At 70.1% G+C, this 22,528-nt stretch carries 25 protein-coding genes and 3 tRNA genes; 20 read left to right on the top strand and 8 right to left on the bottom strand.

All coding sequences use genetic code 11. The features are described from left to right. Positions 1–510: 510 nt before the first annotated feature. The 4 genes from ACFVXC_RS41985 to ACFVXC_RS41970 form a co-directional block, all read right to left on the bottom strand. On the bottom strand, positions 511–1,170 hold the full coding sequence (locus ACFVXC_RS41985; RefSeq protein WP_389917042.1) for a LuxR C-terminal-related transcriptional regulator: 660 nt from the start codon (positions 1,168–1,170) through the stop codon (positions 511–513). A 306-nt stretch (positions 1,171–1,476) separates the two neighbouring features. Then, positions 1,477–2,832, bottom strand: coding sequence for a sensor histidine kinase (locus ACFVXC_RS41980; RefSeq protein ID WP_389917040.1), 1,356 nt, complete (start codon positions 2,830–2,832; stop codon positions 1,477–1,479). A gap of 16 nt (positions 2,833–2,848) precedes the next feature. After that, positions 2,849–3,022, bottom strand: coding sequence for a hypothetical protein (locus ACFVXC_RS41975; protein WP_389917038.1), 174 nt, complete (start codon positions 3,020–3,022; stop codon positions 2,849–2,851). A 56-nt stretch (positions 3,023–3,078) separates the two neighbouring features. After that, complete coding sequence (locus tag ACFVXC_RS41970) at positions 3,079–4,302, bottom strand: sensor histidine kinase (RefSeq protein ID WP_389917036.1); 1,224 nt, start codon at positions 4,300–4,302, stop codon at positions 3,079–3,081. 328 nt (positions 4,303–4,630) lie between these two features. Here ACFVXC_RS41970 and ACFVXC_RS41965 point away from each other — a divergent pair, with 328 nt between their 5' ends. From ACFVXC_RS41965 to ACFVXC_RS41905, 13 genes are all read left to right on the top strand, one after another. Then, a complete protein-coding gene (locus tag ACFVXC_RS41965; protein WP_389917034.1) occupies positions 4,631–5,020 on the top strand; it encodes an NADH-quinone oxidoreductase subunit A in 390 nt (129 codons plus the stop codon). Continuing rightward, positions 5,011–5,658: an NADH-quinone oxidoreductase subunit B gene (locus ACFVXC_RS41960; RefSeq protein WP_389917032.1), complete on the top strand. Its 648-nt coding sequence runs from the start codon at positions 5,011–5,013 to the stop codon at positions 5,656–5,658. The genes ACFVXC_RS41965 and ACFVXC_RS41960 overlap by 10 nt, the downstream gene beginning before the upstream one ends. Continuing rightward, positions 5,655–7,007 (top strand): NADH-quinone oxidoreductase subunit C, encoded by a 1,353-nt coding sequence (locus tag ACFVXC_RS41955; RefSeq protein ID WP_389917030.1) that lies wholly within the window; start codon positions 5,655–5,657, stop codon positions 7,005–7,007. The genes ACFVXC_RS41960 and ACFVXC_RS41955 overlap by 4 nt, the downstream gene beginning before the upstream one ends. Beyond that, positions 7,004–7,972, top strand: a complete 969-nt coding sequence (locus tag ACFVXC_RS41950) for a complex I subunit 1 family protein (RefSeq protein ID WP_160506617.1) — start codon at positions 7,004–7,006, stop codon at positions 7,970–7,972. Before ACFVXC_RS41955 ends, ACFVXC_RS41950 begins: the two co-directional genes overlap by 4 nt. Beyond that, complete coding sequence (locus ACFVXC_RS41945) at positions 7,972–8,574, top strand: NuoI/complex I 23 kDa subunit family protein (protein ID WP_389917028.1); 603 nt, start codon at positions 7,972–7,974, stop codon at positions 8,572–8,574. The genes ACFVXC_RS41950 and ACFVXC_RS41945 overlap by 1 nt, the downstream gene beginning before the upstream one ends. Next, a complete protein-coding gene (locus tag ACFVXC_RS41940) occupies positions 8,571–9,257 on the top strand; it encodes an NADH-quinone oxidoreductase subunit J (RefSeq protein ID WP_389917026.1) in 687 nt (228 codons plus the stop codon). Before ACFVXC_RS41945 ends, ACFVXC_RS41940 begins: the two co-directional genes overlap by 4 nt. Continuing rightward, positions 9,257–9,661 (top strand): NADH-quinone oxidoreductase subunit NuoK, encoded by a 405-nt coding sequence (gene nuoK / locus ACFVXC_RS41935; RefSeq protein ID WP_389917024.1) that lies wholly within the window; start codon positions 9,257–9,259, stop codon positions 9,659–9,661. The genes ACFVXC_RS41940 and nuoK overlap by 1 nt, the downstream gene beginning before the upstream one ends. After that, complete coding sequence (locus ACFVXC_RS41930; RefSeq protein WP_389917022.1) at positions 9,658–11,658, top strand: NADH-quinone oxidoreductase subunit L; 2,001 nt, start codon at positions 9,658–9,660, stop codon at positions 11,656–11,658. The genes nuoK and ACFVXC_RS41930 overlap by 4 nt, the downstream gene beginning before the upstream one ends. Before the next feature lie 6 nt (positions 11,659–11,664). Then, positions 11,665–13,254: an NADH-quinone oxidoreductase subunit M gene (locus tag ACFVXC_RS41925; RefSeq protein ID WP_389917021.1), complete on the top strand. Its 1,590-nt coding sequence runs from the start codon at positions 11,665–11,667 to the stop codon at positions 13,252–13,254. Then, a complete protein-coding gene (locus ACFVXC_RS41920; RefSeq protein WP_389917019.1) occupies positions 13,251–14,792 on the top strand; it encodes an NADH-quinone oxidoreductase subunit N in 1,542 nt (513 codons plus the stop codon). Before ACFVXC_RS41925 ends, ACFVXC_RS41920 begins: the two co-directional genes overlap by 4 nt. 186 nt (positions 14,793–14,978) lie before the next feature. Then, positions 14,979–15,842 carry a zinc metalloprotease HtpX gene (gene htpX / locus ACFVXC_RS41915; RefSeq protein WP_389917018.1) on the top strand — a complete coding sequence of 288 codons (864 nt, stop codon included), beginning with the start codon at positions 14,979–14,981 and terminating at the stop codon, positions 15,840–15,842. Continuing rightward, entirely contained in the window at positions 15,839–16,231 is a 393-nt protein-coding gene (locus ACFVXC_RS41910; protein WP_389917017.1) for a YccF domain-containing protein, read from the top strand. Before htpX ends, ACFVXC_RS41910 begins: the two co-directional genes overlap by 4 nt. A gap of 132 nt (positions 16,232–16,363) precedes the next feature. Continuing rightward, positions 16,364–16,630, top strand: coding sequence for a GlsB/YeaQ/YmgE family stress response membrane protein (locus ACFVXC_RS41905; protein WP_389917016.1), 267 nt, complete (start codon positions 16,364–16,366; stop codon positions 16,628–16,630). 175 nt (positions 16,631–16,805) lie between these two features. Here the strand turns inward: ACFVXC_RS41905 and ACFVXC_RS41900 are convergent, their stop codons facing one another. After that, on the bottom strand, positions 16,806–17,294 hold the full coding sequence (locus ACFVXC_RS41900; protein ID WP_383276979.1) for a YajQ family cyclic di-GMP-binding protein: 489 nt from the start codon (positions 17,292–17,294) through the stop codon (positions 16,806–16,808). A gap of 202 nt (positions 17,295–17,496) precedes the next feature. Between ACFVXC_RS41900 and ACFVXC_RS41895 the strand changes: the two genes are divergently transcribed. Then, a tRNA-Tyr gene (locus ACFVXC_RS41895) sits at positions 17,497–17,578 on the top strand. Between the two features lie 68 nt (positions 17,579–17,646). Then, on the top strand, positions 17,647–17,886 hold the full coding sequence (locus ACFVXC_RS41890) for a hypothetical protein (RefSeq protein ID WP_389917014.1): 240 nt from the start codon (positions 17,647–17,649) through the stop codon (positions 17,884–17,886). 56 nt (positions 17,887–17,942) lie between these two features. Here the strand turns inward: ACFVXC_RS41890 and ACFVXC_RS41885 are convergent, their stop codons facing one another. From ACFVXC_RS41885 to ACFVXC_RS41875, 3 genes are all read right to left on the bottom strand, one after another. Then, positions 17,943–18,320 (bottom strand): nuclear transport factor 2 family protein, encoded by a 378-nt coding sequence (locus tag ACFVXC_RS41885; RefSeq protein WP_389917012.1) that lies wholly within the window; start codon positions 18,318–18,320, stop codon positions 17,943–17,945. Positions 18,321–18,446: 126 nt separating this feature from the next. Next, entirely contained in the window at positions 18,447–19,103 is a 657-nt protein-coding gene (locus ACFVXC_RS41880) for an SDR family oxidoreductase (RefSeq protein WP_389917010.1), read from the bottom strand. Between the two features lie 94 nt (positions 19,104–19,197). Next, positions 19,198–20,523, bottom strand: coding sequence for an amidohydrolase family protein (locus tag ACFVXC_RS41875; protein ID WP_389917008.1), 1,326 nt, complete (start codon positions 20,521–20,523; stop codon positions 19,198–19,200). A gap of 502 nt (positions 20,524–21,025) precedes the next feature. Between ACFVXC_RS41875 and ACFVXC_RS41870 the strand changes: the two genes are divergently transcribed. The 5 genes from ACFVXC_RS41870 to ACFVXC_RS41850 all read left to right on the top strand — a co-directional run bounded on the left by ACFVXC_RS41870 (position 21,026) and on the right by ACFVXC_RS41850 (position 22,459). Beyond that, positions 21,026–21,098 (top strand) — tRNA-Thr (locus ACFVXC_RS41870). 47 nt (positions 21,099–21,145) lie between these two features. After that, a tRNA-Met gene (locus ACFVXC_RS41865) sits at positions 21,146–21,218 on the top strand. A gap of 91 nt (positions 21,219–21,309) precedes the next feature. Continuing rightward, positions 21,310–21,474 (top strand): 50S ribosomal protein L33, encoded by a 165-nt coding sequence (gene rpmG / locus ACFVXC_RS41860; RefSeq protein ID WP_004571794.1) that lies wholly within the window; start codon positions 21,310–21,312, stop codon positions 21,472–21,474. 87 nt (positions 21,475–21,561) lie between these two features. After that, positions 21,562–22,026, top strand: a complete 465-nt coding sequence (locus tag ACFVXC_RS41855; RefSeq protein WP_389917006.1) for a MaoC family dehydratase N-terminal domain-containing protein — start codon at positions 21,562–21,564, stop codon at positions 22,024–22,026. A 4-nt stretch (positions 22,027–22,030) separates the two neighbouring features. Beyond that, positions 22,031–22,459 (top strand): MaoC family dehydratase, encoded by a 429-nt coding sequence (locus ACFVXC_RS41850; RefSeq protein WP_389917004.1) that lies wholly within the window; start codon positions 22,031–22,033, stop codon positions 22,457–22,459. Positions 22,460–22,528 lie beyond the last annotated feature (69 nt).

The following is a 22,528-nucleotide window of genomic DNA, read 5'->3' as shown; positions in this document are numbered from 1 at the left end:
CTCCGAAGTAAACCGGTCACCAGTGAGCTGCATACCATCACCCGAGTCACCCGCAAAACGGATGATCACCCGATCCAGACGGCGTACATCCTTCTCACCAGCAGGCTTGCGCTGCTCTCCGACTACTGTCCCATCGGCCTGCTCGGCTGTGCTACTGACCTGGCTGGTCACTGAACTGGACCTCCCTCGGGCGGCTGAGCGGGAAGGGCTGGGCGACCGGCCTTCCCAAAGTCCACCCTACGTCGGTAAGGGTCACCTACCTGTGGTAGATCGCATGACGGACGCGTTTTTGAGACGCATTGTTGCCCCGTTTTGTCATGGTGTGCCTCGCCCCCCGACCCGTCATGGAAGACGCCCCCGCTCATCCTTTGGTTCTAGGGCCGCTCTCCGTGCTCCTGTGTACTCCTGTGTACTCATGGTGGTGCCGCTGCCTGTCGCTGCCTGTGGTGACGCTCAAGCGCCTTCAGGCAATGCTCAAGCGCGTCAAATCGCTGACAGGGTGTCAGATCGCTATGAATTCAGGTAGGTGAGAACCGCCAGAACGCGCCGGTGATCCCCGTCACTCTGGGAGAGCCCCAGCTTCAGGAAGATGTTGCTGACGTGCTTCTCGACGGCGCCGTCGCTCACCACCAACTGCCGGGCGACCGCGGAGTTGGTCCGCCCCTCGGCCATCAGACCGAGTACCTCGCGTTCGCGCGGAGTAAGCCCCGCGAGGACATCCTGTTTGCGGCTACGGCCGAGCAGCTGCGCCACGACCTCCGGGTCGAGCGCGGTGCCGCCCTGCGCGACGCGCACCACGGCGTCCACGAACTCGCGCACCTCTGCGACGCGGTCCTTGAGCAGATAGCCGACGCCACGGCTGGACCCGGCGAGCAGCTCGGTGGCGTACTGCTCCTCGACGTACTGCGAGAGGACGAGCACCCCGAGGCCGGGGAACTGGTGGCGCAGATGCACCGCGGCCCGCACTCCCTCGTCCGTGTGCGTCGGCGGCATCCGCACGTCGGCGACGACCACATCGGGCAGCGCACTCGTGGCGGAGAGTTCGTTGATCGTCTTGATCAGCTGGTCCGCGTCGCCCACCCCCGCGACGACGTCGTGCCCCCGGTCGGTCAGCAGACGGGTCAGGCCCTCCCTCAGCAGCACTGAATCCTCGGCGATGACGACCCGCACTTTGTCCTCCACGTTCACGGCCCCCCGGCATATTCGATTCTGTTTGTCACCCGACACCTCAGTATCGCCCGTACTGAGGGGCGTTACCGCGTGCGTGGACAGACCGGCACGGCAGAACCCACCCGGCTTCCCCTCGCTGCGGGCTACCGGGTGGGGAGCGGGGCGGACTACCGGGTGGGGGTGCGGGGCGGACTACCGGGCGGGTGAGCGGCGGGGTGGGTTCTGCCGTCACGCCCGCCAGGGCGGCTGTGCCGTCACGTCCGCCAGGGCGGCTGTGCCGTCACGTCCGCCAGGGCGGCTCCGCTGTCACGCCCGCCAGGGCAGCTCCGCCGTCACGGTCGTCGGTCCGCCCGCGGGCGAATCCACGACCAGAATCCCGTCGACCGCGTCGAGCCGCTCGGCGAGCCCCGCGAGACCGGAGCCGCCGGTCACGTCCGCGCCCCCCGCGCCGTTGTCGGAGACCTGAAGCATCAGCCGGTTCTCGACCTGCCAGACGTCGACCGAGCCACGGGACGCCCGCGCGTGCTTGCTGATGTTCTGCAGCAGCTCGGAGACGGTGAAGTACGCGATGCCCTCGATCGCGGCGGCGGGACGCGCGGGCAGATCCACCTCGACCTGGATCGGGACCGTGCACCGGGCGGCGAGCGAGGAGAGCGCCGCGTCCAGGCCGCGGTCGGTCAGGACCGCGGGGTGGATGCCGCGGGCCAGGTCGCGCAGCTCCTGGAGGGCGACCTTCACCTCGCCGTGCGCCTCGTCCACCATGCGGGCCGCGGCCTGGGGGTCCTCCGTCAGCTTCTCCTTGGCCAGACCCAGGTCCATGGCGAGCGCGACCAGGCGGGCCTGCGCCCCGTCGTGCAGGTCGCGCTCGATGCGGCGCAGGTCGGCCGCGGCCGTGTCGACGACGACCCCGCGGTCCGACTCCAGCTCGACGACGCGCGTCGCCAGGCTGGAGGGGCCGAGCAGCCCGACGACCATGACGCGGTCGACGGTGGTCAGGGCCCGGATGATCCAGGGGGTGGCGAGCGTGACCAGCAGGCCGGTGAGGGCGGTGACGCCGATCTCGAAGGGGTTGTCGATGAGGACGCGGTGCCCGTCGTCGCCGTAGAGCTGGATCCCGTCCTGGCCGCCGTAGACAGGGAAGAGCCACTGCCACAGCGGGTACGTGAGCATCGCCCAGCCGTACGTCCAGAAGATCACCGACACGCCGAAGGAGAAGACCGCCCACGGCATGTGGAGCAGGGAGTAGAGGACGTGCCGCCAGGAGACGCCGCTCTTGAGCACGGCGCCGATCCACACCATCATGCCGCCGCCGCTCGGCCGCAGCGGCTCCGGGTTCGCCACCTCCACGTCGAGCAGCGCCCGCGCCCGCACCCGCTCTAGCGAGCCGAGCCCACGGCAGGCGGCGAGCCCGGCTGCGAGTACCGGGATGCCGATGAACGTGATCAACAGCCCGGCGCCGAGCGACAGCATCGTGACCGCGAACGTGAACGTCACGATGCTGATCGGCAGGCTCAGGAGCACATAGCCGAACTCTTTCCAGGCGCGGGCCTCGATCGGCGCGCGCAGCCCGGCGGGGATACGCGGCTGCCGCTCATCGAGGTCGGATCCCCGGAACTCCGAACGGTTCATGCGCCCGTACTCCTGTCCGTACTCCGTGGCCATCGGTGTCGTTCCGTTTCTACTGGATCTGCTCGGGCCGCTCGGGCTGCTCCGGCTGCTGGATCTGCTGGATCTGCTGGATCTGCTCGGGCCGCTCGGCTGCTCGGTCGTCTGCTGTCTCGACGTCGCGTTCCGTTCCGTGGTGCTCCGGCGTCGTATCTCCAGACTCCCGTGCGCGGCTGATCCGGACCATGTGGTGCGTAGGTGTCTTCGACCGGGGGTTTTCCCTACCCCCGGCATCGCGGGTCCCTACCCCCGGGCATCCTTGCCCCTGTCCCTGTCCCTGTCCCGGTCCCGGTCCCGGTCCCTGTCCCGCCACGGCAGTTCCGCCGTGATCGTCGTGGGTCCGCCCTCCGGCGACTCGATCACGAACAGGCCGTCGACCGCGCCGAGCCGGTCCGCGAGGCCCGCCATGCCCGTGCCCCCGTCCAGACTGGCGCCGCCCCGGCCGTCGTCCCGCACCTGGATGAGTAGCCGCTGGTCGGCACGCCACACCTCCACGGACGCCGAACGCGCCCCGCTGTGCTTGCTGACGTTCTGCAGCAGTTCGGAGACGGTGAAGTACGCGCTGCCCTCGATCGCGGCGGCCGGACGCGTCGGCAGATCGGCCGTCACCTTCACCGGGACCGTGCACCGGGCGGCGAGCGAGGAAAGGGCCGCGTCCAGGCCGCGGTCGGTCAGGACCGCGGGGTGGATGCCGCGGGCGAGGTCGCGCAGTTCCTGGAGGGCGAGCTTCACCTCGCCGTGCGCCTCGTCGACCATCGCCGCCACCGTGTCGTCGGCCTGGCCCTCAAGGAGCTTCTCCTTGGCCAGACCGAGCCCCATGGCGAGCGCGACCAGGCGGGCCTGCGCCCCGTCGTGCAGGTCGCGCTCGATGCGGCGCAGGTCGGCCGCGGCCGTGTCGACGACGACCCCGCGGTCCGACTCCAACTCGACGATGCGCCGCTCCAGTTCGTCGGAGGGCGAGAGCAGTCCGCGCACCATCGCACGGTCGGCGTTGGTCAGGCCGCGCACGACGTAGGGAAGCACGGGCCAGAACACGAAGAGCCCCGTCAGGGTGACGGTGAACGTCACCACTCCCCAGGGCAGCCGCATGAACGAGTACAGCATCGTGCGCCAGCCGACCGGGTCCCTCAGACTCGACCGCAGCCAGCTGAAGAATCCGTGCTTGCGCAGCTTCGGCATCGGGCTCGGCTCGTCGATCCGCAGCCCGAGGAGTGCCCGTGCCCGGGCCCGCTCCATCTTGCCGAGGAGCCGTGCGCCGAGCAGCGCGCCCGCGAGCAGCGGCAGGCCGATGACCGTCACGGCGAGACCGCCGCCGGCCGCGATCGTGACGACCGCGTAGACGAAACCGGCCACGCCCAGCGGGAGGTTGGCGAGGAGGTGCGCGATCTCCTTCCAGGTCTGCCGGTCGTACGCCGCGAAGCGCGCGGGCGGCGGGGACGTGGATGAGGACATGGCGCGTGCGGTCATACGCGCTAGGGTGCACGGCCCGCCGCCGCGGCGCCATGAGGAGGGCCGCCCGGACACCCGGGGGATAACCCCACCCGCCTGCGCCCGTCTGTGGGCGCCCACCCTTTGGCGCCCACCCGTGTTGGTGCCCACCCGTCGGCGCCACGTCACGAGCGATCAGTCCTTGCCGATGCGTGACGCTCTGCTTACCCCGTCTTTAGCAGGCCCTAGACTCCCGTGCGTACAGATCGTCGAACAGCGATCACCGATCAGCTATCAAGATCAGCCATCAAGATCAGCGATCAGCGATGAGTGATCAGCGATGAGTGTCAGGGAGTGAGGGGCTGACGTGCACGTGACGAATATCGCGGCGAGCTACTACCAGTCGTACTCCGTCGTCGGACTGCTCGCCGTCGTCGGCGTGCTGTTCGTCGGTGTCGCCTTCGGCGCGGGGCGGCTGCTCAGGCCCGTCGTACCGACACCCGAGAAGCTCCTGACGTACGAGTGCGGCGTCGACCCGGTCGGCGACGGCTGGGCACACACCCAGGTCCGCTACTACGTCTACGCGTTCCTCTATGTCATCTTCGCCGTCGACTCGATCTTCCTCTTTCCGTGGGCGACGGTTTTCGCCGCGCCCGGCTACGGTGCGACGACGCTGGTGGAGATGTTCATCTTCCTCGGCTTCCTGACCGTGGGCCTGCTGTACGCATACAAGAAGGGCGTCCTGACATGGACGTGACCCCGGAGCCCGTGCTCCTGCCCGAGCCGACACTGCTCCCCGCATCCGAGCCGCAGAAGCTCGGCGTGCTGTCCCGCCTCGCGCCCGAGCCGATGAAGGTGGTCCTCAACTGGGGCCGCCGGTACTCGCTGTGGGTCTTCAACTTCGGCCTCGCCTGCTGCGCCATCGAGTTCATCGCCGCCTCCATGGCGCGGCACGACTTCATCCGGCTCGGCGTGATCCCGTTCGCGCCGGGTCCGCGCCAGGCCGACCTGATGGTCGTCTCCGGCACGGTCACGGACAAGATGGCCCCGGCCGTGAAGCGCCTGTACGAGCAGATGCCCGAGCCGAAGTACGTCATCTCCTTCGGCGCCTGCTCCAACTGCGGTGGTCCGTACTGGGATTCGTACGCGGTGACCAAGGGCGTCGACCAGATCATCCCGGTCGACGTGTACGTACCCGGCTGCCCGCCCCGTCCCGAAGCACTGCTCCAGGGCATCCTCAAGCTCCAGGAGAAGATCGCGCGGGAGTCGCTGGCCGAGCGGTACGGCAACGGCAACGGCGGTCGGCCTTCGACGGCGGCGCTGCAGAGCGGACTCGTGAAGCCGCCGGTGCCGACACCGGAGTCCGGGGCCGCGACGGGGGAGGAGAAGGCATGACCGGCTGGCTGCCGAGCCCCGTCGAGGAGCTCTTCGGCGCGGAGGCCACGGCCGATGAGTCGTACGACCTCTTGACGGTCGACGTGCCGCCGAGCACGTGGATCGCGGCTCTGGAAACCGCGCGCACGGCCCTGAACTGCACCTATTTCGACTGGCTGAGCGCCGTCGACGAACCGGGCACGGGCTTCTACGTCTCGGCCCACGTCGTCGCCCTCTCTCCCGTACGCCGCCTCCTCATCCGTACGACCGTCCCGCACGACGCCCCTGCCCTGCCGACCGCGGTCGACGTCTACGCGGGCGCGGCGTGGCACGAGCGCGAGACGCACGAGATGTTCGGCATCGCCTTCGAAGGCCACCCGCATCTGGTGCCGCTGCTCCTCCCGGACACCTTCGAAGGCCACCCGCTGCGTAAGGACTTCGTCCTCGCGGCCCGGGTCGCGAAGGCGTGGCCCGGCGCGAAGGAGCCGGGGGAGTCGGAGCACGGCGGGCCCAAGCGCCGCCAGATGCTGCCTCCCGGCGTACCCGACCCGAACGAATGGGGCCCGCTGAAGGGCCAACTCCCCGCGGCCCCGGCCCGCCCGGCCCGCGGCGCCGCCCGCGCGGCAGGCGACCGTCCGGCCCGCCGTACGCGCACGGCGGGCGAGGGCTCGGCCAGCCAGGCGGCTGCCGCCGCACCGGCGGCTGCGGGTCCGGCTGAGGCTGCGGGTCCGGGCCAGACCGCGGGTCCGGCTGAGGCTGTGGGTCCGGCTGAGGCTCAGGTCGCGGGTCCCGCTGAGGCCGCGGGTCAGGCCGAGGCAGCGCAGCCGGAGTCCCGGACCCCGCGCCGCTCGCGCAGCGTGAGCCAGGGATCGGCCTCGCAGCGGGCGACGCCGGAGCCGTCGGCGGGAGCTGCTCCGGCCCCTGAGGCCGAGCCTGTGCCGGAGTCGGCCGCAGCGCCCGAGGCCGAGCCTGTGCCGGAGACGGCCGCAGCGCCTGAAGCCAAGCCGGAGGCCGCTGCGGCACCCGAGACCAAGTCCGCGCCGAAGCCCGAGCCTGAGGCCGCTCCTGCGCCCGAGCCGAATCCCAAGTCGCCCGCGGCCAGTTCCGACGCCCCATGGCACCAGGCCCGACCGGCGTTCGACGCCCCGGAGGAGCCGCCTACGGCTGCTCCCGAGCGGACCGAGGACGCCGCGACCGCCCGGGACGTCGCGACCGCCCGGGACGCCAAGGTCGCCGAGGACGCCAAGGACACGGAAACCGGCTCCGCCGAAGCGCCTGGCTCCGCCGAAGCGCCCGGCCCCACCGAAGCGCCCGCCCCAGCCAAGCCCGACACCACCACCGGCGAAGACCGCCAAGGAGGCACGGAGTGACCGACGCGCTCGACGTCGCCCTGCGTCTCCTCATCGTCTTCGCCGTCTTCCTCGTGCTGCCCCTGGTGATCGGCCAGACCGAGCACAAGGTGATGGCCCATATGCAGGGCCGCCTCGGCCCCATGTACGCGGGCGGCTTCCACGGCTGGGCCCAGCTCGTCGCCGACGGAGTCAAGTTCGCGCAGAAGGAGGACGTCGTACCGGCGGAGGCCGACCGCCGCATCTTCCAGCTCGCCCCCGCCGTCGCCCTGCTGCCCTACCTCCTGGTCCTCGTCGCCATCCCCATCGGCCCGAGCGAAGGCGCCGTCGGCCAACTCGTCGACGCGGGCATCTTCTTCGTGCTCGCGGTCATGGGCGTCGGTGTGCTCGGCTCGCTCATGGCGGGCTGGGCGAGCGCCAACAAGTTCTCCCTCCTCGGCGGCCTGCGCACCGCCGCCCAGCTCCTGGCGTACGAACTCCCGATGCTGCTCGCCGCGGCCTCGGTCGCGATGGCGGCCGGGACGGTGTCACTGCCCGGCATCCTCAACGCCTTCGAGTGGTGGTGGCTGCCCTGGCAGATCGTCGGCGCCCTCGTCTTCTTCGTCGCCGGGCTCGCCGAACTCCAGCGCCCGCCCTTCGACATGCCGGTCGCCGACTCGGAGATCATCTTCGGTGCGTACACCGAGTACACGGGCCTGCGCTTCGCCCTCTTCCTCCTCGCCGAGTACGCCGGAATCGTCGTCCTCTGCGGTCTCACCACCGTCCTCTTCCTCGGCGGCTGGCACGGTCCCTGGGGCGCCGACGGCCTCGGCTGGGTCTGGACCCTTCTGAAGACGGCGGTGCTCGCCTTCCTCGTGATCTGGCTACGCGTCAGCTACCCCCGTCTCCGTGAGGACCAGCTCCAGAAGCTCTCCTGGACCCTCCTCGTCCCGCTCGCCCTCGCGCAGATCGCGCTCACCGGAATCGTGAAGGTGGCGATCAACTGATGGCTCCGATCCCCGGGTCCGGCCTGGCCAAGGGCCTCGCCGTCACCCTCCGCACGATGACGAAGAAGACCGTCACCGAGCAGTACCCGGAGCACCAGCCCGAACTCCCGCCCCGCACCCGCGGCGTCATCGGGCTCTTCGAGGAGAACTGCACGGTCTGCATGCTCTGCGCCCGGGAGTGCCCGGACTGGTGCATCTACATCGACTCCCACAAGGAGACGGTCCCGCCGGCCGTCGAGGGCGGTCGCGAACGCAGCCGCAACGTCCTCGACCGCTTCGCCATCGACTTCTCCCTCTGCATGTACTGCGGCATCTGCATCGAGGTCTGCCCCTTCGACGCACTGTTCTGGTCCCCGGAGTTCGAGTACGCCGAGACCGACATCCACGAACTCACCCACGAACGCGACAAGCTTCGCGACTGGATGTGGACGGTCCCGGCCCCGCCGGCCCTGGACCCCGCGGCCGAGGACCCCAAGGAGATCGTCACCGCCCGCAAGACGGCGGAGAAGCTGGCCGCGGCCCAGGAAACCGAAGCAGCACAGGCCGCCCAGGAGGCCGAAGCAGCACAGGAAGCGCCGTTCGGACCGGAGGGAGACGCGTGACTTTCGCAGCCAACGCCCCTCAGGGCTTCCTCTCCCCGACGGGAGTCGAGATCGCCTTCCTCCTGGTCGGCCTCGTCACCCTCGGCTCGGCGATCGTCACCGTCACCACCAAGCAGCTGGTGCACGCCGCCCTGTGGCTCGTGGCGACGCTCGGCGGCCTGGCCGTCGAGTACCTCCTGCTCACCGCCGAGTTCATCGCCTGGGTGCAGGTACTGATCTATGTCGGCTCCGTCGTCGTCCTCCTTCTGTTCGGACTGATGCTCACCAGGGCCCCCATCGGCCGTTCCCCGGACGCCGATTCGGGCAACCGTCCGGTCGCGCTCGCGGTGGCCGTCCTCGCGGCCGCCGCCCTGGTCTGGGTCGTCGTCGACGCCTTCCGGACGACCTGGATCGACCTCGACCGCGCCGCCGACGAGGCCCAGGGCTCCACCGGCGTGACCGGAGAGTTCCTCTTCCAGCACTGGGTGCTGCCGTTCGAGGCCCTCTCGGTCCTGCTCCTCGCCGCCCTGGTCGGCGCGATCGTCCTCTCCCGCAGGAACGCCCGTATGACCCGCCTGAACGACACCCCCGACGACCCCCGCACGACCGGCCACCCCCGCACGACCGGCCACCCCCGCACAACCGGCCACCCCCGCACGACCGGTGCCCCCAGCGACGCCCCCAGCGACAAGGAGCAGCGCTGATGCACCTCGCCTATCCCGCCGTCCTGGCCGCCCTCCTCTTCTGCGTAGGCCTGTACGGAGTACTCGCCCGCCGCAACGCGATCCTGGTCCTGATGTCCGTCGAGCTGATGCTCAACGCCGTCAACCTCAACCTGGTCGCCTTCGACGTCTGGCTCCGCGACGCCCTCCACTCCGGCCAGGCCCTGACCCTCTTCACCATCGCCATCGCCGCCGCGGAGATCGGCATCGGCCTCGCGATCGTCCTGGCGGTCTACCGCAGCCGCGGCTCCTCCGCCGTCGACGAACTCCGCGACACCGCCGAGGGCCCCGACGACCCCGATGACGACACCGAGGGCACGGCCGCCGAAGAACCCCTCTCGGACGACCCGGCACAGAAGTCGCAGAAGGCTGAGGCCACCGCGTGACCACGACCACCCTCGCCGTACTCGTCCCCCTCCTGCCGTTCCTCGGCGCGGTCGCCGGTCTGCTGCTCGGCCGCACCGTCCCCGGTCTCGTACGCCCCCTCGCGGTGCTGCCCACCCTGGCGGCGCTGGTCATCGCCGTCCTGGTCGCGGCCCGCCACGGCGGCGGCGCCGACATCGAGTCCGCCACCGAGCTCACCCCGACCGGCTCGATCCCCATCGAACTTGCCCTGCACATCGACGGCTTCGCCGCCCTCGTCGCCGTCCTGGTCGGCGTCGTCGCCTCCTGCGTGCAGATCTACTCGACGGGCTACCTGCGCGACGACCCGCGCTACCCCTCGTACGCCGCTCTCGTCTCCCTCTTCACCTCCGCGATGCTGCTCGTCGTCTACTCCGGCGACCTGATGGTGCTCCTGGTCGGCTGGGAGATCATGGGCATCTGCTCGTACTTCCTCGTCGGCCACTACTGGGAGACGCCCGAAGCCCGCGCCGCTTCCCTCAAGGCCTTCCTGGTCACCAAGCTCGGCGATGTCCCCTTCCTGATCGGCCTGTTCGCGCTCGCCGTCGACACCGGGTCGTTCCGCATCACGACCGTCCTCGCGACGGTCGCGGGCGGCGGCCTCGACCACCCGACACTGATCGCCCTGCTGCTCCTCGCCGGTGTGGCGGGCAAGTCCGCGCAGTTCCCGCTGCACACCTGGCTGCCCGACGCGATGGCGGGCCCCACCCCCGTCTCCGCGCTCATCCACGCCGCGACGATGGTCGCCGCCGGTGTCTACTTCGTGGCCCGGCTCCTCCCTGTCTTCGCCGTGTCGGCGGCGGCGATGGTCGTCCTCGCCGTCATGGCCGCCGTCACCATGGCCGGCTCGGCGCTCGCCGCGCTCGCCCAGGACGACATCAAGCGCGTCCTCGCGTACTCGACGATCGGCCAGCTCGGCTACCTGACCGGCGCCCTCGCCGTCGGCGACCGCGGTGCCGCCGTCTTCCACCTCCTGTCGCACGGCGCCTTCAAGGCGCTCCTCTTCCTCGGCGCGGGCGTGATCATCCACGCCGCCGGCACCAACTCCCTCGCCGCGATGTCCCGCATGAAGGGCCTGCGCGACCGCGTCCCCGACGCCTTCTGGACGATGACCGTGGCGCTCCTCGCGCTCGCCGCGATCCCGCCCTTCAGCGGCTTCTTCTCCAAGGAAGCCGTCCTGGGCGCCGCCGAGCACGCGGCCACAGGACACTCCGAGACCGCCCCCACCGCGGCGGGCTGGATCGTCCTGGTCGCCGGCCTGCTGACCGCCCTCCTCACCGCCGCCTACGCGACGCGTCTGTGGCTGCTCGCCTTCAACGGCAGGGGCCCCGAAGCCCCGGACCACGGCAGGCAGCCCGTCGCGATGACCGCCGTGCTCTGGGTGCTCGCCGTGCCCTCACTCGCCTTCGGCCTCACCGTCGGCGTCCTGCCGAAATGGTTCGACGGCCACTCGCTCACCCCGACCCTCACCACCTCCGTCCTCGGCACGGGATTCGCCCTCGTCGGCGGGCTCGTCACATACGGCGCGTGGCGCCACACCACGGCCCTCGCCGAGCGCCACCCGATGGGCGCGGTCGCCGCCGACACGGGAGCCGGAGCCGACGGAGGCCTGGTCGAAGCCGAGGCCATCGCCACGCATGCCCCCGCCTACGGAGACGTGGCCGCCGCCCACGACCCGGCCGACCCCGGCCGCCTCCTGCTCGGCCCGCTGCACCGGCACGCCGCCGTCGGCTTCCACCTCGACGCCGTCTACGCCGCCCTGTTCGTACGCCCCGTCCAGGCCGCCGCGCGCCTCGTCCGGTTCCTCGACCGCGAGGTCGTCGAGACGTACGTACGCGGCGCGGGCACCGCACCCCGCTGGCTCGGCGCGGCCGTCCGCCGCGCGCAGACCGGCAATGTGCAGACCTACCTGAGCGCGCTGCTCGCAGGCACCGTCGTCCTGGCTGTCGCCGCCGTCCTCGTCGCCACCGTCGGAGCGTGAGCAGCCGTGATCGATATCAGCGAATCCGTGATGCAGTTCCTTCTCGCATTGATCGTCGTCGGGCCGCTCATCGGCGCCGTGGCCGCCCTGCTCCCGGCTCCGCCCGGACTGAAGGGGAAGTCACCCGACCAGGCCGTGCTGCGCCACGGTGTGACCGTGACCGGCGCGATCCTCATCGCCGCGATCGTCCTCGCGCTCGGCTTCGACCATGACCACCCGTCAAAGATGCAGGCCACGACCGATATCAGCTGGATCCCCGCACTCGACGTGCGCATCCACCTCGGCATCGACGGCATCTCGCTCCCCCTCCTGGTCCTGACCGCGCTCCTGACCTTCCTCTGCGCGCTGTACTCCTACTTCAAAATGCCGTCGGGCCCGTCTCCCAAGGCATTCGTGGCACTGATCCTCGTGCTCGAGTCCGGCACCCTCGCGACCTTCGCCGTCCTCGACCTGCTGCTGTTCTTCCTGGCGTTCGAGATGGTCCTCATCCCGATGTACTTCCTCATCGCGCGCTGGGGCGGCGCCCAACGCACGCAAGCGGCTTGGAAGTTCATCCTCTACACGCTGCTCGGCTCCGTCGTGATGCTGCTCGGCCTCCTCCTCATCGGCCTCAAGTCCGGCACATTCGACATGGTGGCACTCGCCACTGACAACGGCCGGGGCCTGACCACATCCGTGCAGGTCATCGCCGTTCTGGCGATCGGGATCGGGCTCGCGGTCAAGACCCCGATGTGGCCGCTGCACAGCTGGCTGCCGGACGCGCACACCGCCGCGCCCACCGTCGGCTCGGTCCTGCTGGCCGGTGTGCTGCTGAAGATGGGAACGTACGGATTCGTCAGGATCCTGCTGCCGATCGCGCCCGACGGGATGCACACCTTCGCGCCGTATCTCGCGGCCTTCGCGGTCGTCGGGATCATCTACGGTTCGCTCGCCTGCCTCGCCCTCGCCAAGCAGGGTGCGAAGGGCGACCTCAAGCGCCTCATCGCGTACTCGTCCGTGGGTCACATGGGCTTCGTGCTCCTCGGCATCTCGACGATGAGCCCGACCGGTGTGAACGGCGCGCTGTTCGCCAACATCGCGCACGGCCTCATCACCGGCCTGCTGTTCTTCCTCGTCGGCGCGCTGAAGGACCGCACCGGCACCAGCGACCTCGACACCCTCGCGCAGGAATCGGGCGCCGCGCTCTACGGCAAGGCACCCCGCCTCGGCGGCCTCCTCGCCTTCGGCGCCGTCGCCTCGCTCGGTCTTCCGGGCCTCGCCGGGTTCTGGGGCGAGATGCTCGCCCTGTTCGGCGCGTTCAAGCCCGCCGACGACCTCAGCCGCCCGGCCTTCCTCACCTTCATGGCGATCGCCGCCTTCGGCACCCTGCTCACCGCCGCGTACATGCTCGTCGTCGTACGCCGCGTCTGCATGGGCCCGATGCCCCAGGGCGCCGCCAAGACCGACTCCCCGGCGCTCGCCGACGTCCAGGGCTATGAGTTCGCCGCCTGGACCCCGCTCGTCGCCCTCACCGTCCTCGCCGGACTCTGGCCCGCCGCTCTGCTCGGCCTCACCGACCCGGCCGTGCAGCAGCTCCTCTCAGGAGGCAAGTCGTGACCGTGGCCGTCGAAAGCGCCGCCAGTGTCGTCCAGTCCGTCGACTGGCTCGCGATCGCTCCGCCCACCGTCGCGGCGGTCGTCGGTCTCCTCGTGCTCGTCGCCGACCTCTTCGTGGGCGACAAGAGGAAGGCGCTGCTCGGCTGGATCTCCGTGGCGGGGCTCGCCGTCGCCGCACTCTCCCTGCTGCCGATCCTGAACGACGACCGCTCGACGTTCTGTCTGACCGGCGGCAGCACGAACGCCTGCAGCTACACCGCGGACCGCTTCACGCTCGTCATCCAACTGCTCGTACTCGGCGGCGCCTTGCTGGCCGCACTGCTCTCGATGAGCGCCCTCAAGGACGCGAACGGCACGGAGAAGGAACTCCCCGAAGGGGAGTTCTGGTTCCTGCTGCTCTCCTCCGCCGCGGGTGCCGCGCTGCTGCCCGCCTCGCGTGACCTCGCGACCCTCGTCGTCGCACTCGAAGTCGCCTCGCTGCCCGCCTTCGCCCTCGTCGGCCTCAGGCACGGCGACAAGCGTTCTTCCGAGGCGGCCCTGAAGTTCTTCCTCTCCTCCGTCACCGCGACCGCCGTGACGCTGATGGGCGTCAGCTTCGTGTACGCCGCGACCGGCACCCTGCACCTCACCGAGATCGCCGACGAGCTCCGGCACGTCGACGGGCAGCTGGACACGCTCGCCCAGGCCGGCGTCGCCCTCACCCTCGTCGGCTTCGCCTTCAAGGTGGCCGCCGTGCCCTTCCACTTCTGGGTGCCCGACACCTACGTGGGCGCGCCGCTGCCGGTCGCCGCCTATCTCTCCGTAGTAGGCAAGACGGTCGGCTTCACCGGCCTGATCCTCGTCACCGTCGTCGCCTTCCCCTCGTACGCGGACGTGTGGGGCCCGGCCCTCGCCGTGCTCGCCGCCCTCACCATGACCGCGGGCAACGTGGCGGCGCTGCGCCAGCAGGCCACGCGCGCGTACAGCGCGGTACGCCTGCTCGCCTGGTCCTCGGTGGGCCAGGCGGGATACCTCCTCGTGCCGATCGCCGCCGCCGGATACGCCGACAACCCCGCGGAGGCCGAGAAGGCCGTCGGCTCCACCGTCGCCTACGCCCTCATGTACGCGGCCGTGAACCTCGGAGCCTTCGCCATCGCCGCCCTCGTCGGCCGGACCCAGCGCCTGAACCGCGTCAGCGACTACCGGGGCCTGTACGCCAGGAGCCCCCTCGCGGCCCTGGTGCTCGGCTTCTTCCTGCTCTGCCTCGCGGGCCTGCCGCCGGGCATCATCGGCCTCTTCGCGAAGGTCACCGTCTTCTCGGCGGCGGTCGACGCGGGCCTGGGCTGGCTCGCCGTGGTGATGGCCGCGAACGTGGTCATCGCGCTCTTCTACTACCTCCAGTGGACCGCGCTGCTGTTCCGCGCCCCCGAGGGCGAGCCGGTCAAGCACCGCGTCCCGGCCCCCCTGACGGCGGCCATCGCCCTGACCGCGGTCCTCGGCATCGCCCTCTCCGGAGCGCCGCAACTCGTTCTGAGGTTCTCCGACACAGGCCTCTTCTGACGCGGCCTCGTCTCCGCGAGGGCCGCTCGGCCATCACCCGAGCGGCCCATTCGCTCCTGCACCGCTCCTGCGCGCACAAGGGAACTAGTGCCTGCCGCCTGGCGTTGACCAGTACGGGAGGGTCCACTGAAGAGTGGAAGCACCAGCAGACAGAGGGTTCCCCCACGCACCACAGGAGGGCGTACCGTGCACCGACGGACCAACGGGCTGAAGACCGCCGTACTCCTCGGGGGACTGTCCGCTCTCATTCTCGTCATCGGCGGTTTCTTCGGGCGTACGGGCTTGATCGTCGCGCTTTTCGTGGCGCTCGGCACCAACGCGTACGCGTACTGGAACAGCGACAAGCTCGCCCTGCGTGCCATGCGCGCCCGCCCGGTCAGCGAATTCGAGGCCCCCGCGCTGTACCGCATGGTCCGGGAGCTCTCCACCCAGGCCCGCCAGCCCATGCCCCGCCTCTACATCTCGCCCACCGAGGCACCGAACGCGTTCGCGACGGGCCGCAATCCGCGCAACGCGGCGGTGTGCTGCACCGACGGCATCCTGCGCCTCCTGGACGAGCGCGAGCTGCGGGGCGTCATCGGCCACGAGCTCAGCCATGTCTACAACCGCGACATCCTGATCTCGTCGGTCGCGGGCGCACTCGCCTCGGTGATCATGTTCCTGGTCAACTTCGCCTGGCTCATCCCTGTCGGCAGGTCGAACGACAACGACGGTCCCGGCATCTTCGGCATGCTCCTGATCATGCTCCTGGGCCCGCTTGCCGCCTCCGTCATCCAACTCGCGATCAGCCGCTCCAGGGAGTACGAGGCGGACGCGTCGGGCGCGCAGCTCACGGGGGACCCACTGGCCCTCGCGAGCGCCCTGCGTAAGCTCGACGCGGGCACGAAGCAGCTGCCGCTGCCGCCCGAGCCCCGCATCGAGACGGCAAGTCACATGATGATTGCGAACCCTTTCCGCCCGGGGCAGGGCATGTCCAAGATGTTCTCCACGCACCCGCCGATGGCGGAGCGCATTGCCCGGCTCGAGCAGATGGCAGGTCGCCACCAGTGAAGACAATTCTCAACGTCATATGGCTCGTCCTGTGCGGCTTCTGGATGTTCCTCGCCTATCTCCTGGCGGGGGTGCTCCTGTGCATCACGATCATCGGTATCCCGTTCGGTCTCGCCAGCTTCCGGATAGGCCGCTATGCCCTGTGGCCCTTCGGCTATACGACAGTTGAGCGCCGCGACGCGGGCGCGGCGTCCTGTGTCGGCAACGTCCTGTGGCTGATCCTCGCGGGCTGGTGGCTCGCGATCGGCCACGTCGTCACCGGCTTCCTTCTCTGCGTCACGATCATCGGGATCCCGCTGGGCGTCGCCAACTTCAAGCTGATCCCGGTGTCGTTGATGCCGCTCGGCCGCGAAATCGTCCGCACGGACCAGCCGTTCGCGGCGCGCTAGCGCGCGTACCGGGTGCGATGCCACGGCATCGCACCCGTGTGTCGTACACCGCATCCGACTGATCACCGCAACCGAACCCCGCCCCCGTGACGTCCTTCAGGAGGACAGCACAGAGAGGGGCAGGTTCACCGCATGGGCATCATCAGCTGGATCGTTCTGGGGCTGCTCGCCGGTGCCATCGCCAAGGTCCTGCTGCCAGGCCGCGACCCGGGTGGCTTCATCGGTACGACCCTCATCGGCATCGCGGGCGCCTTCATCGGCGGCTGGTACTCCGCCCGCTATCTCGACCGCCCGATATCCAATGACTTCTACGACGGCCCGACCTGGGTGGCGGCCATCGGCGGCTCACTCGCCCTGCTCGTCGTCTACCGCATCTTCTTCGGCCACTCACGCCGCTGAGGCCACGCGCGCCGCTCCAGGCGCCAATCCCACGATCTGCGGCCAGCAGCAAGGGCGGGCACCCGATTCGGGTGCCCGCCCTCCGGCGTCGTACGACGAGAATCACCAGTACTAACTGGCGACTACGGACTACCGCCTACTGTCCTACCGCCTACCGCCTACCGCCCACCGGCGACTACCGGTAGTTGGCGAACTGCACATCGAAGTCGAAGTCCTGCCCCTTGACCAGCGCCTGCACGGCCTGCAGGTCGTCGCGGCTCTTCGAGCTGACGCGCAGCTCGTCGCCCTGGACCTGCGCCTTGACGCCCTTCGGGCCCTCATCACGGATGATCTTGGCGACCTTCTTCGCGTTCTCCTGGGAGATGCCCTCTTCGATCGAGGCGAAGATCTTGTACTCCTTGCCGGACAACTGCGGCTCACCCGCGTCCAGCGACTTCAGCGAGATACCGCGCTTGATCAGCTTGGACTGGAAGATGTCGAGGATCGCCTTGACCCGCTCCTCGCCGTTCGCCTCCATCAGGATCTTCTCGCCGGACCAGGCGATCGAGGCACCCGTGCCCTTGAAGTCGTAGCGCTGCGAGATCTCCTTGGCGGCCTGGTTGAGGGCGTTGTCGACCTCCTGCCGCTCGACCTTCGAGACGATGTCGAAACTGGAGTCGGCCATGTCCTGTGGCTCCTTGTATCGGGGTCTGCGTACTCAGCTGGTGCACGGCCTTCGGTCCCTGGCCGCATCCGCAAAGCCTAGCCACCGCACCCGCGCCGGGTACTGATCAATCGGGTGGCGAAGCACCCCTGTGCATCAGGTATCGTTTACGTCGTTGCCACGGAGCGCCCGCACCAAACGGTCGATTCCAGGCAGCGACCCAGGCGGTGTGCCCGAGCGGCCAAAGGGAGCAGACTGTAAATCTGCCGGCTCAGCCTTCCCAGGTTCGAATCCTGGCGCCGCCACACGAAGGAGACCCTCTCCGATCTTGCGGAAACGCGAGTCGGAGGGGGTCTTTTCGTACGCTGAGGCCATGTCGTCCATGTCGTCAGCGTCATCCACGGCCTCGCGCCGCAGGAACTGTCCCGAGTGCCGTCGTGAAATCGCCGTCGTCGGGGGTCGGTTCGCCCGCCATGATCCGCCGGGGCAGCGCGGCAGCGGTGATCTCGTCTCCTGTCCGGGGTCGCGCAGGCATGCCCTGCTGGGCGCCGCACAGCCCGCCCTGGACGGTTACGTGGTCCCGGACTTCCCCGGTCAGCTCCCGCTGTTCTGAGGCGCTCTCGCGGGCTTCCAGGGCTTCTGTGGGGCATGCGTGGGGCACGCGTGGGGCTACGGATGCCTTATGTCCATCCGGCTGACCAAGCCGTCGTCCCGAAACGTGTAGACGTGCTCGACCGTCGTCGGCGCCCAGTGATCGCCCGTCTCGTCCCGCAGCCCGGGCCGCACTGTCGCCACGACGCGCCGTCCGTCGTCGTCGAGGCGCAGCCGCTCCAGGTGCACCAGCGGATGCATCACCGCGAACTGCCGCGCCCAGTAGGCACGGACCGCCGGGATGCCGCGGGCGCGCGTGTTGTCCAGGAGGTTCGGCCAGTCCACGTCCGGTGCCAGGGAGCGGGGGATGAACGCGTCGCGCTCTTCGGTACTGAAGACGGCGTACATCTGCCGCACGAGAGCCTCGCGCGCGGCGGGCACATCGGAAGCGGGCATGGCGTTCCTCACGTAGGCGGCAGCTCAAGACAAGCACCGCCACGCGCGCGGGACATCCCTCAGGAGACCGACTTCGGAAGACGACGTCGGTGTGCGGAGGGTTCAGGTCCCGTCCAGGAGCGGGCGTCAGTTGCCCGCTACGGATTTGACCGCCACGGACACCGGCGTCGACCCGCTGATCAGCTCCAGCGTCAGACCCGCGGTCGCCGACGAATCGACGAGCTCCGCGAGCACCGCGGCCACGTCGTCACGCGGGATCGGCCCGCGTCCGGTCGACACCTCCAGGCGTACGAGACCGGTGCCCGCGTCGTCCGTCAGCATCCCGGGGCGCAGGATCGTCCAGTCCAGGGCCCGGCGTCCGCGTACGGACGCGTCGGCCTCGCCCTTGGCCCGCAGATAGGCGTCGAAGATCTCGTCGCCCTCGTGCGCGGGGTCGGCGCCCATCGACGACACGACGACGTAGCGCCGCACGCCCGCGCGCTCGGCCGCGTCGGCGAAGAGCACGGCGGCGTCGCGGTCCACGGTGTTCTTGCGGTCGGCCCCGCTGCCCGGCCCCGCGCCCGCCGCGAAGACGGCCGCGTCGGCGCCCTCCAGAAGCCCGGCGACCTCGTCGACGGATGCCGACTCCAGGTCGCACAGCGCCGCTTCGGCTCCCGCTGCCCGCAGATCGCCTTCCTGCCCGGCACTGCGGACGAGTCCTACGACCTCGTCACCCCGCGCGGCGAGCAGCCGCTCGAGCCGCAGCGCGATCTGACCATGACCTCCAGCGATGACAATGCGCATGTCTCCGACCGTACGACAGCTCCCGCATGATCGCCCCGCGCACGCGGGAGCACGGCTGGCAGCGTCACCCGCCTTCAGGACGCCACCGCCGCCCTCAGGACGGTTCCGCGCCCTTCGGCCGTCCCGGGCCGGCTCCCTTCGAGCGGCCCTGGCGCGGCAGGTCGAGGGCCGCGGCGGCTGCCGAATCGCAGTACTCCCGCACCGCGCTCGTCCGTGCCACCACGCGCCCCCGGTGCACCACGATGCGGCTGTAGGCGAGCGAGAGCGCCCCCGCGAGATGGTCGCCGCGCACCGCGAGCAGCTCAGCGGGGAAGCCCGCCTCCACCCGCACCTGGGGCAGCCCCAGCGCGGCCCGCGCCGCCGTGCTCACCGCGCCGTACGCGTCATCGGGACGCAGCCCGCACCGCGAGGCCAGCAGATAGGCGGCCTCCAGCGGATCCCCGCGCCCCACGGGGTTCGACACGTCCCGCATGGCCCCGCTGCCAGCGGCGACCCGTACCCCGGCCGCCCGAAGCAGCCGGACCGGAGCCACGGCGCCCCGCCGGTCCACGCTTCCGCACCCGCCCTGCGGCAGGCACACCACCGTCACGCCGGCCGCCGCCAGCTGTTCCGCCGTCCGGGCGGCGACGTCCGACGGGAGCCGTCCGAGCCCGCCGCACGGACCGATCGTCACCCCGGGCCGCAGCCCGCCCGCCATCGCCGCGAGCCGCCCGAGCCGCGCCGAATCGCTGGCGTCCGTGTGCAGATCGACGGGGCAGCCGTGCTCGGCGGCGACCTCGAGCACCGCCTCCACGTACCCGGTCGGATCGGGGTCGAGATCGGGGCAACCGCCCACTACGGAGGCGCCCATTTTCACGGCGTCCCGCAGCATCGCGAGCCCGTCGGCACCGGCCACCCCGGTCAGCAGCCGCGGCACGGCAACGGCCGCCAGGTCGACCAGGCCACGCAGCGAGCGCCGCGCCTGCAGCACCGCCTCCATCGACGTGAGCCCGGGGACGTCACCGATCCGCACGTGCGAGCGCAGCGCCGTAGCGCCGTGCCCCAGCTGGAGCAGGGCGGCCTCGGTGGTCCGGCGCTGGACGTCGGCGAGTTCGTACGAGACAGGGCCCTCCGCGTCCGCGGAGAGGGCCGTGTCGCTGTGCGCGTGCGGTTCGGCCGCGGCCGGGAGCAGGAGGTAGCCGCCGAGGTCCACGCGCGCGGACTGCCGCGCGGACTGCGCGGTCAGGCTGCCCGCCGTGCCGACCGCCTCGATGCGACCGGAGCCGAGCCGCACGTCCACGGTCCGGCCGTCGGTCAGCCGGGCGCCGCAGAGGAGCAGTGCGGTGGCGTCGGCGTCATCACCCGAGGAACCGGAAGAGCCGGAGGAGCCCGAGGAGCCGGAAGGGCCGGAGGAGTGGGGCTGCGGCTGGCTGTCGGGCATCGCGCTCCTGAGGTTCGGGGGCGGCTGCGGGGCGTGGCGTCAGCCGGGCGGAGGCGTCCGGGGGCACGACGTCCAAGATCACGCAACGTGGGTCGAGCCTATGGCGACGACCGGCCCTCTTCGAGGAGGAGCGAAATAGTCGTACCGGCGTGGTGCGGGTCTGCAAAGACGCGTCGCGCGGGCTCCGAAGGGGCGTGGCGCGAGGCCGCTGGGAAACCGTGGCGCGAGGCCGCCGGGAACCGTGGCGCGGGGCTACGGAGGGCCGTGATGCGGGGCTACGGAGGACCGTGGTGCGGGGCTCCGAAGAGGAGCGGTCCGAGGGTCCGTACCGGTGTGGTCAGAGGGCCCGAACCGGCATGGCGCGAAGGCCCGAACCGGTGTGGCGCGAGGCGCTGAAGTGACGTGGTGAGGCGGCCGGGACGCCTGTCGAGAAGCCCCTGGACAGCCCCGGCGAAACGGATTTGGGCGATCGGCGACCGACCGTGTAATGTCTTCATCGCTCGCCCCAATAGCTCAGTCGGTAGAGCGTCTCCATGGTAAGGAGAAGGTCTGCGGTTCGATTCCGCATTGGGGCTCTGATGTTGGTTGATCCTCGTCTTCGGACGGGGTGATCCGGCATCGCAGCGGTGTAGCTCAGTCGGTAGAGCAAGCGGCTCATAATCGCTGTGTCACCGGTTCAAGTCCGGTCACCGCTACTGAATTGGTAGCCGATTGTGGGGTCGGACCTTCGATCGGCTACTATTTTTTTGCGTTCATCCGTCCATCCGTCCGTCAAGGAGCACTCACGTGGCTGCCACAGACGTCCGCCCGAAGATCACGCTGGCCTGCGTGGAGTGCAAGGAGCGGAACTACATCACCAAGAAGAACCGGCGTAACGACCCGGACCGTCTTGAGATGAAGAAGCACTGCCCGCGCTGCAACGCGCACACTGCGCACCGCGAAACGCGCTAGATACAGGCTCGTACACGAGGCCGTCCCCGTTCTTCGGGGGCGGCCTCGCGTCGTTGTTCACCCATACCTGCAGGAGGTACCGAGTCCATGGCGCTCGACCAGTCCTTCGTGGGGCGGTCCTACCCGCCCACCGATCCCTATGAGGTCGGCCGGGAGAAGATCCGTGAGTTCGCCGAGGCGGTGGGCGACGCCAACCCCGCGTACATCGACGCGGAGGCCGCCAAGGCGTTCGGGCACCCCGACGTGATCGCTCCGCCGACTTTCGTGTTCGCCATCTCGTTCAAGGCCGCGGGCCAGGTCGTCGAGGACCCGCAGCTGGGGCTCGACTACAGCCGCGTCGTGCACGGGGACCAGAAGTTCGTGTACACCCGCCCGGTGCGTGCGGGGGACCGGCTCAGGGTCACCTCGACCATCGAGGCCATCAAGTCGATGGCGGGCAACGACATCCTGGACATCCGCGGCGAGGTCCACGACGAGGCCGGCGAGCACGTCGTGACCGCCTGGACCAAGCTCGTCGCACGTGCGGCGGAGCCCGCGGCAGAGGGAGCCTGAGTCGATGACCGCCAAGATTTCGTACGACAGCGTCGAGGTCGGCACCGAGCTGACGCCCCAGAGCTTCCCCGTGACGCGCGCCACCCTCGTGCGGTACGCGGGCGCCTCCGGTGACTTCAACCCGATCCACTGGAACGAGAAGTTCGCGGTCGAGGTCGGCCTGCCCGACGTCATCGCGCACGGCATGTTCACCATGGCCGAGGCGATCCGCGTGGTGACGGACTGGGTGGGCGACCCGGCCGCCGTCGTCGAGTACGGCGTGCGCTTCACCAAGCCCGTCGTGGTCCCGAACGACGACAAGGGCGCGCTGATCGAGGTCAGCGCCAAGGTCGCGGTGAAGCTCGACGACAACCGGGTCCGGGTGGACCTGGTGGCGAAGAGCGGGGACCAGAAGGTCCTTGGCATGTCCCGGGCCGTGGTTCAGCTCGCCTGACCTTCGCAGGTCATGAAGGGGTAAGGGGTACTCGCTATGGGCGGGTGCCCCTTACTACTACTGCTGCTG

The sequence above is a fragment of the Streptomyces sp. NPDC058257 genome, assembly GCF_042881845.1.
Classification (GTDB): Bacteria; Actinomycetota; Actinomycetes; order Streptomycetales; family Streptomycetaceae; genus Streptomyces.
This window is presented reverse-complemented; position numbering and strand designations above follow the sequence as displayed.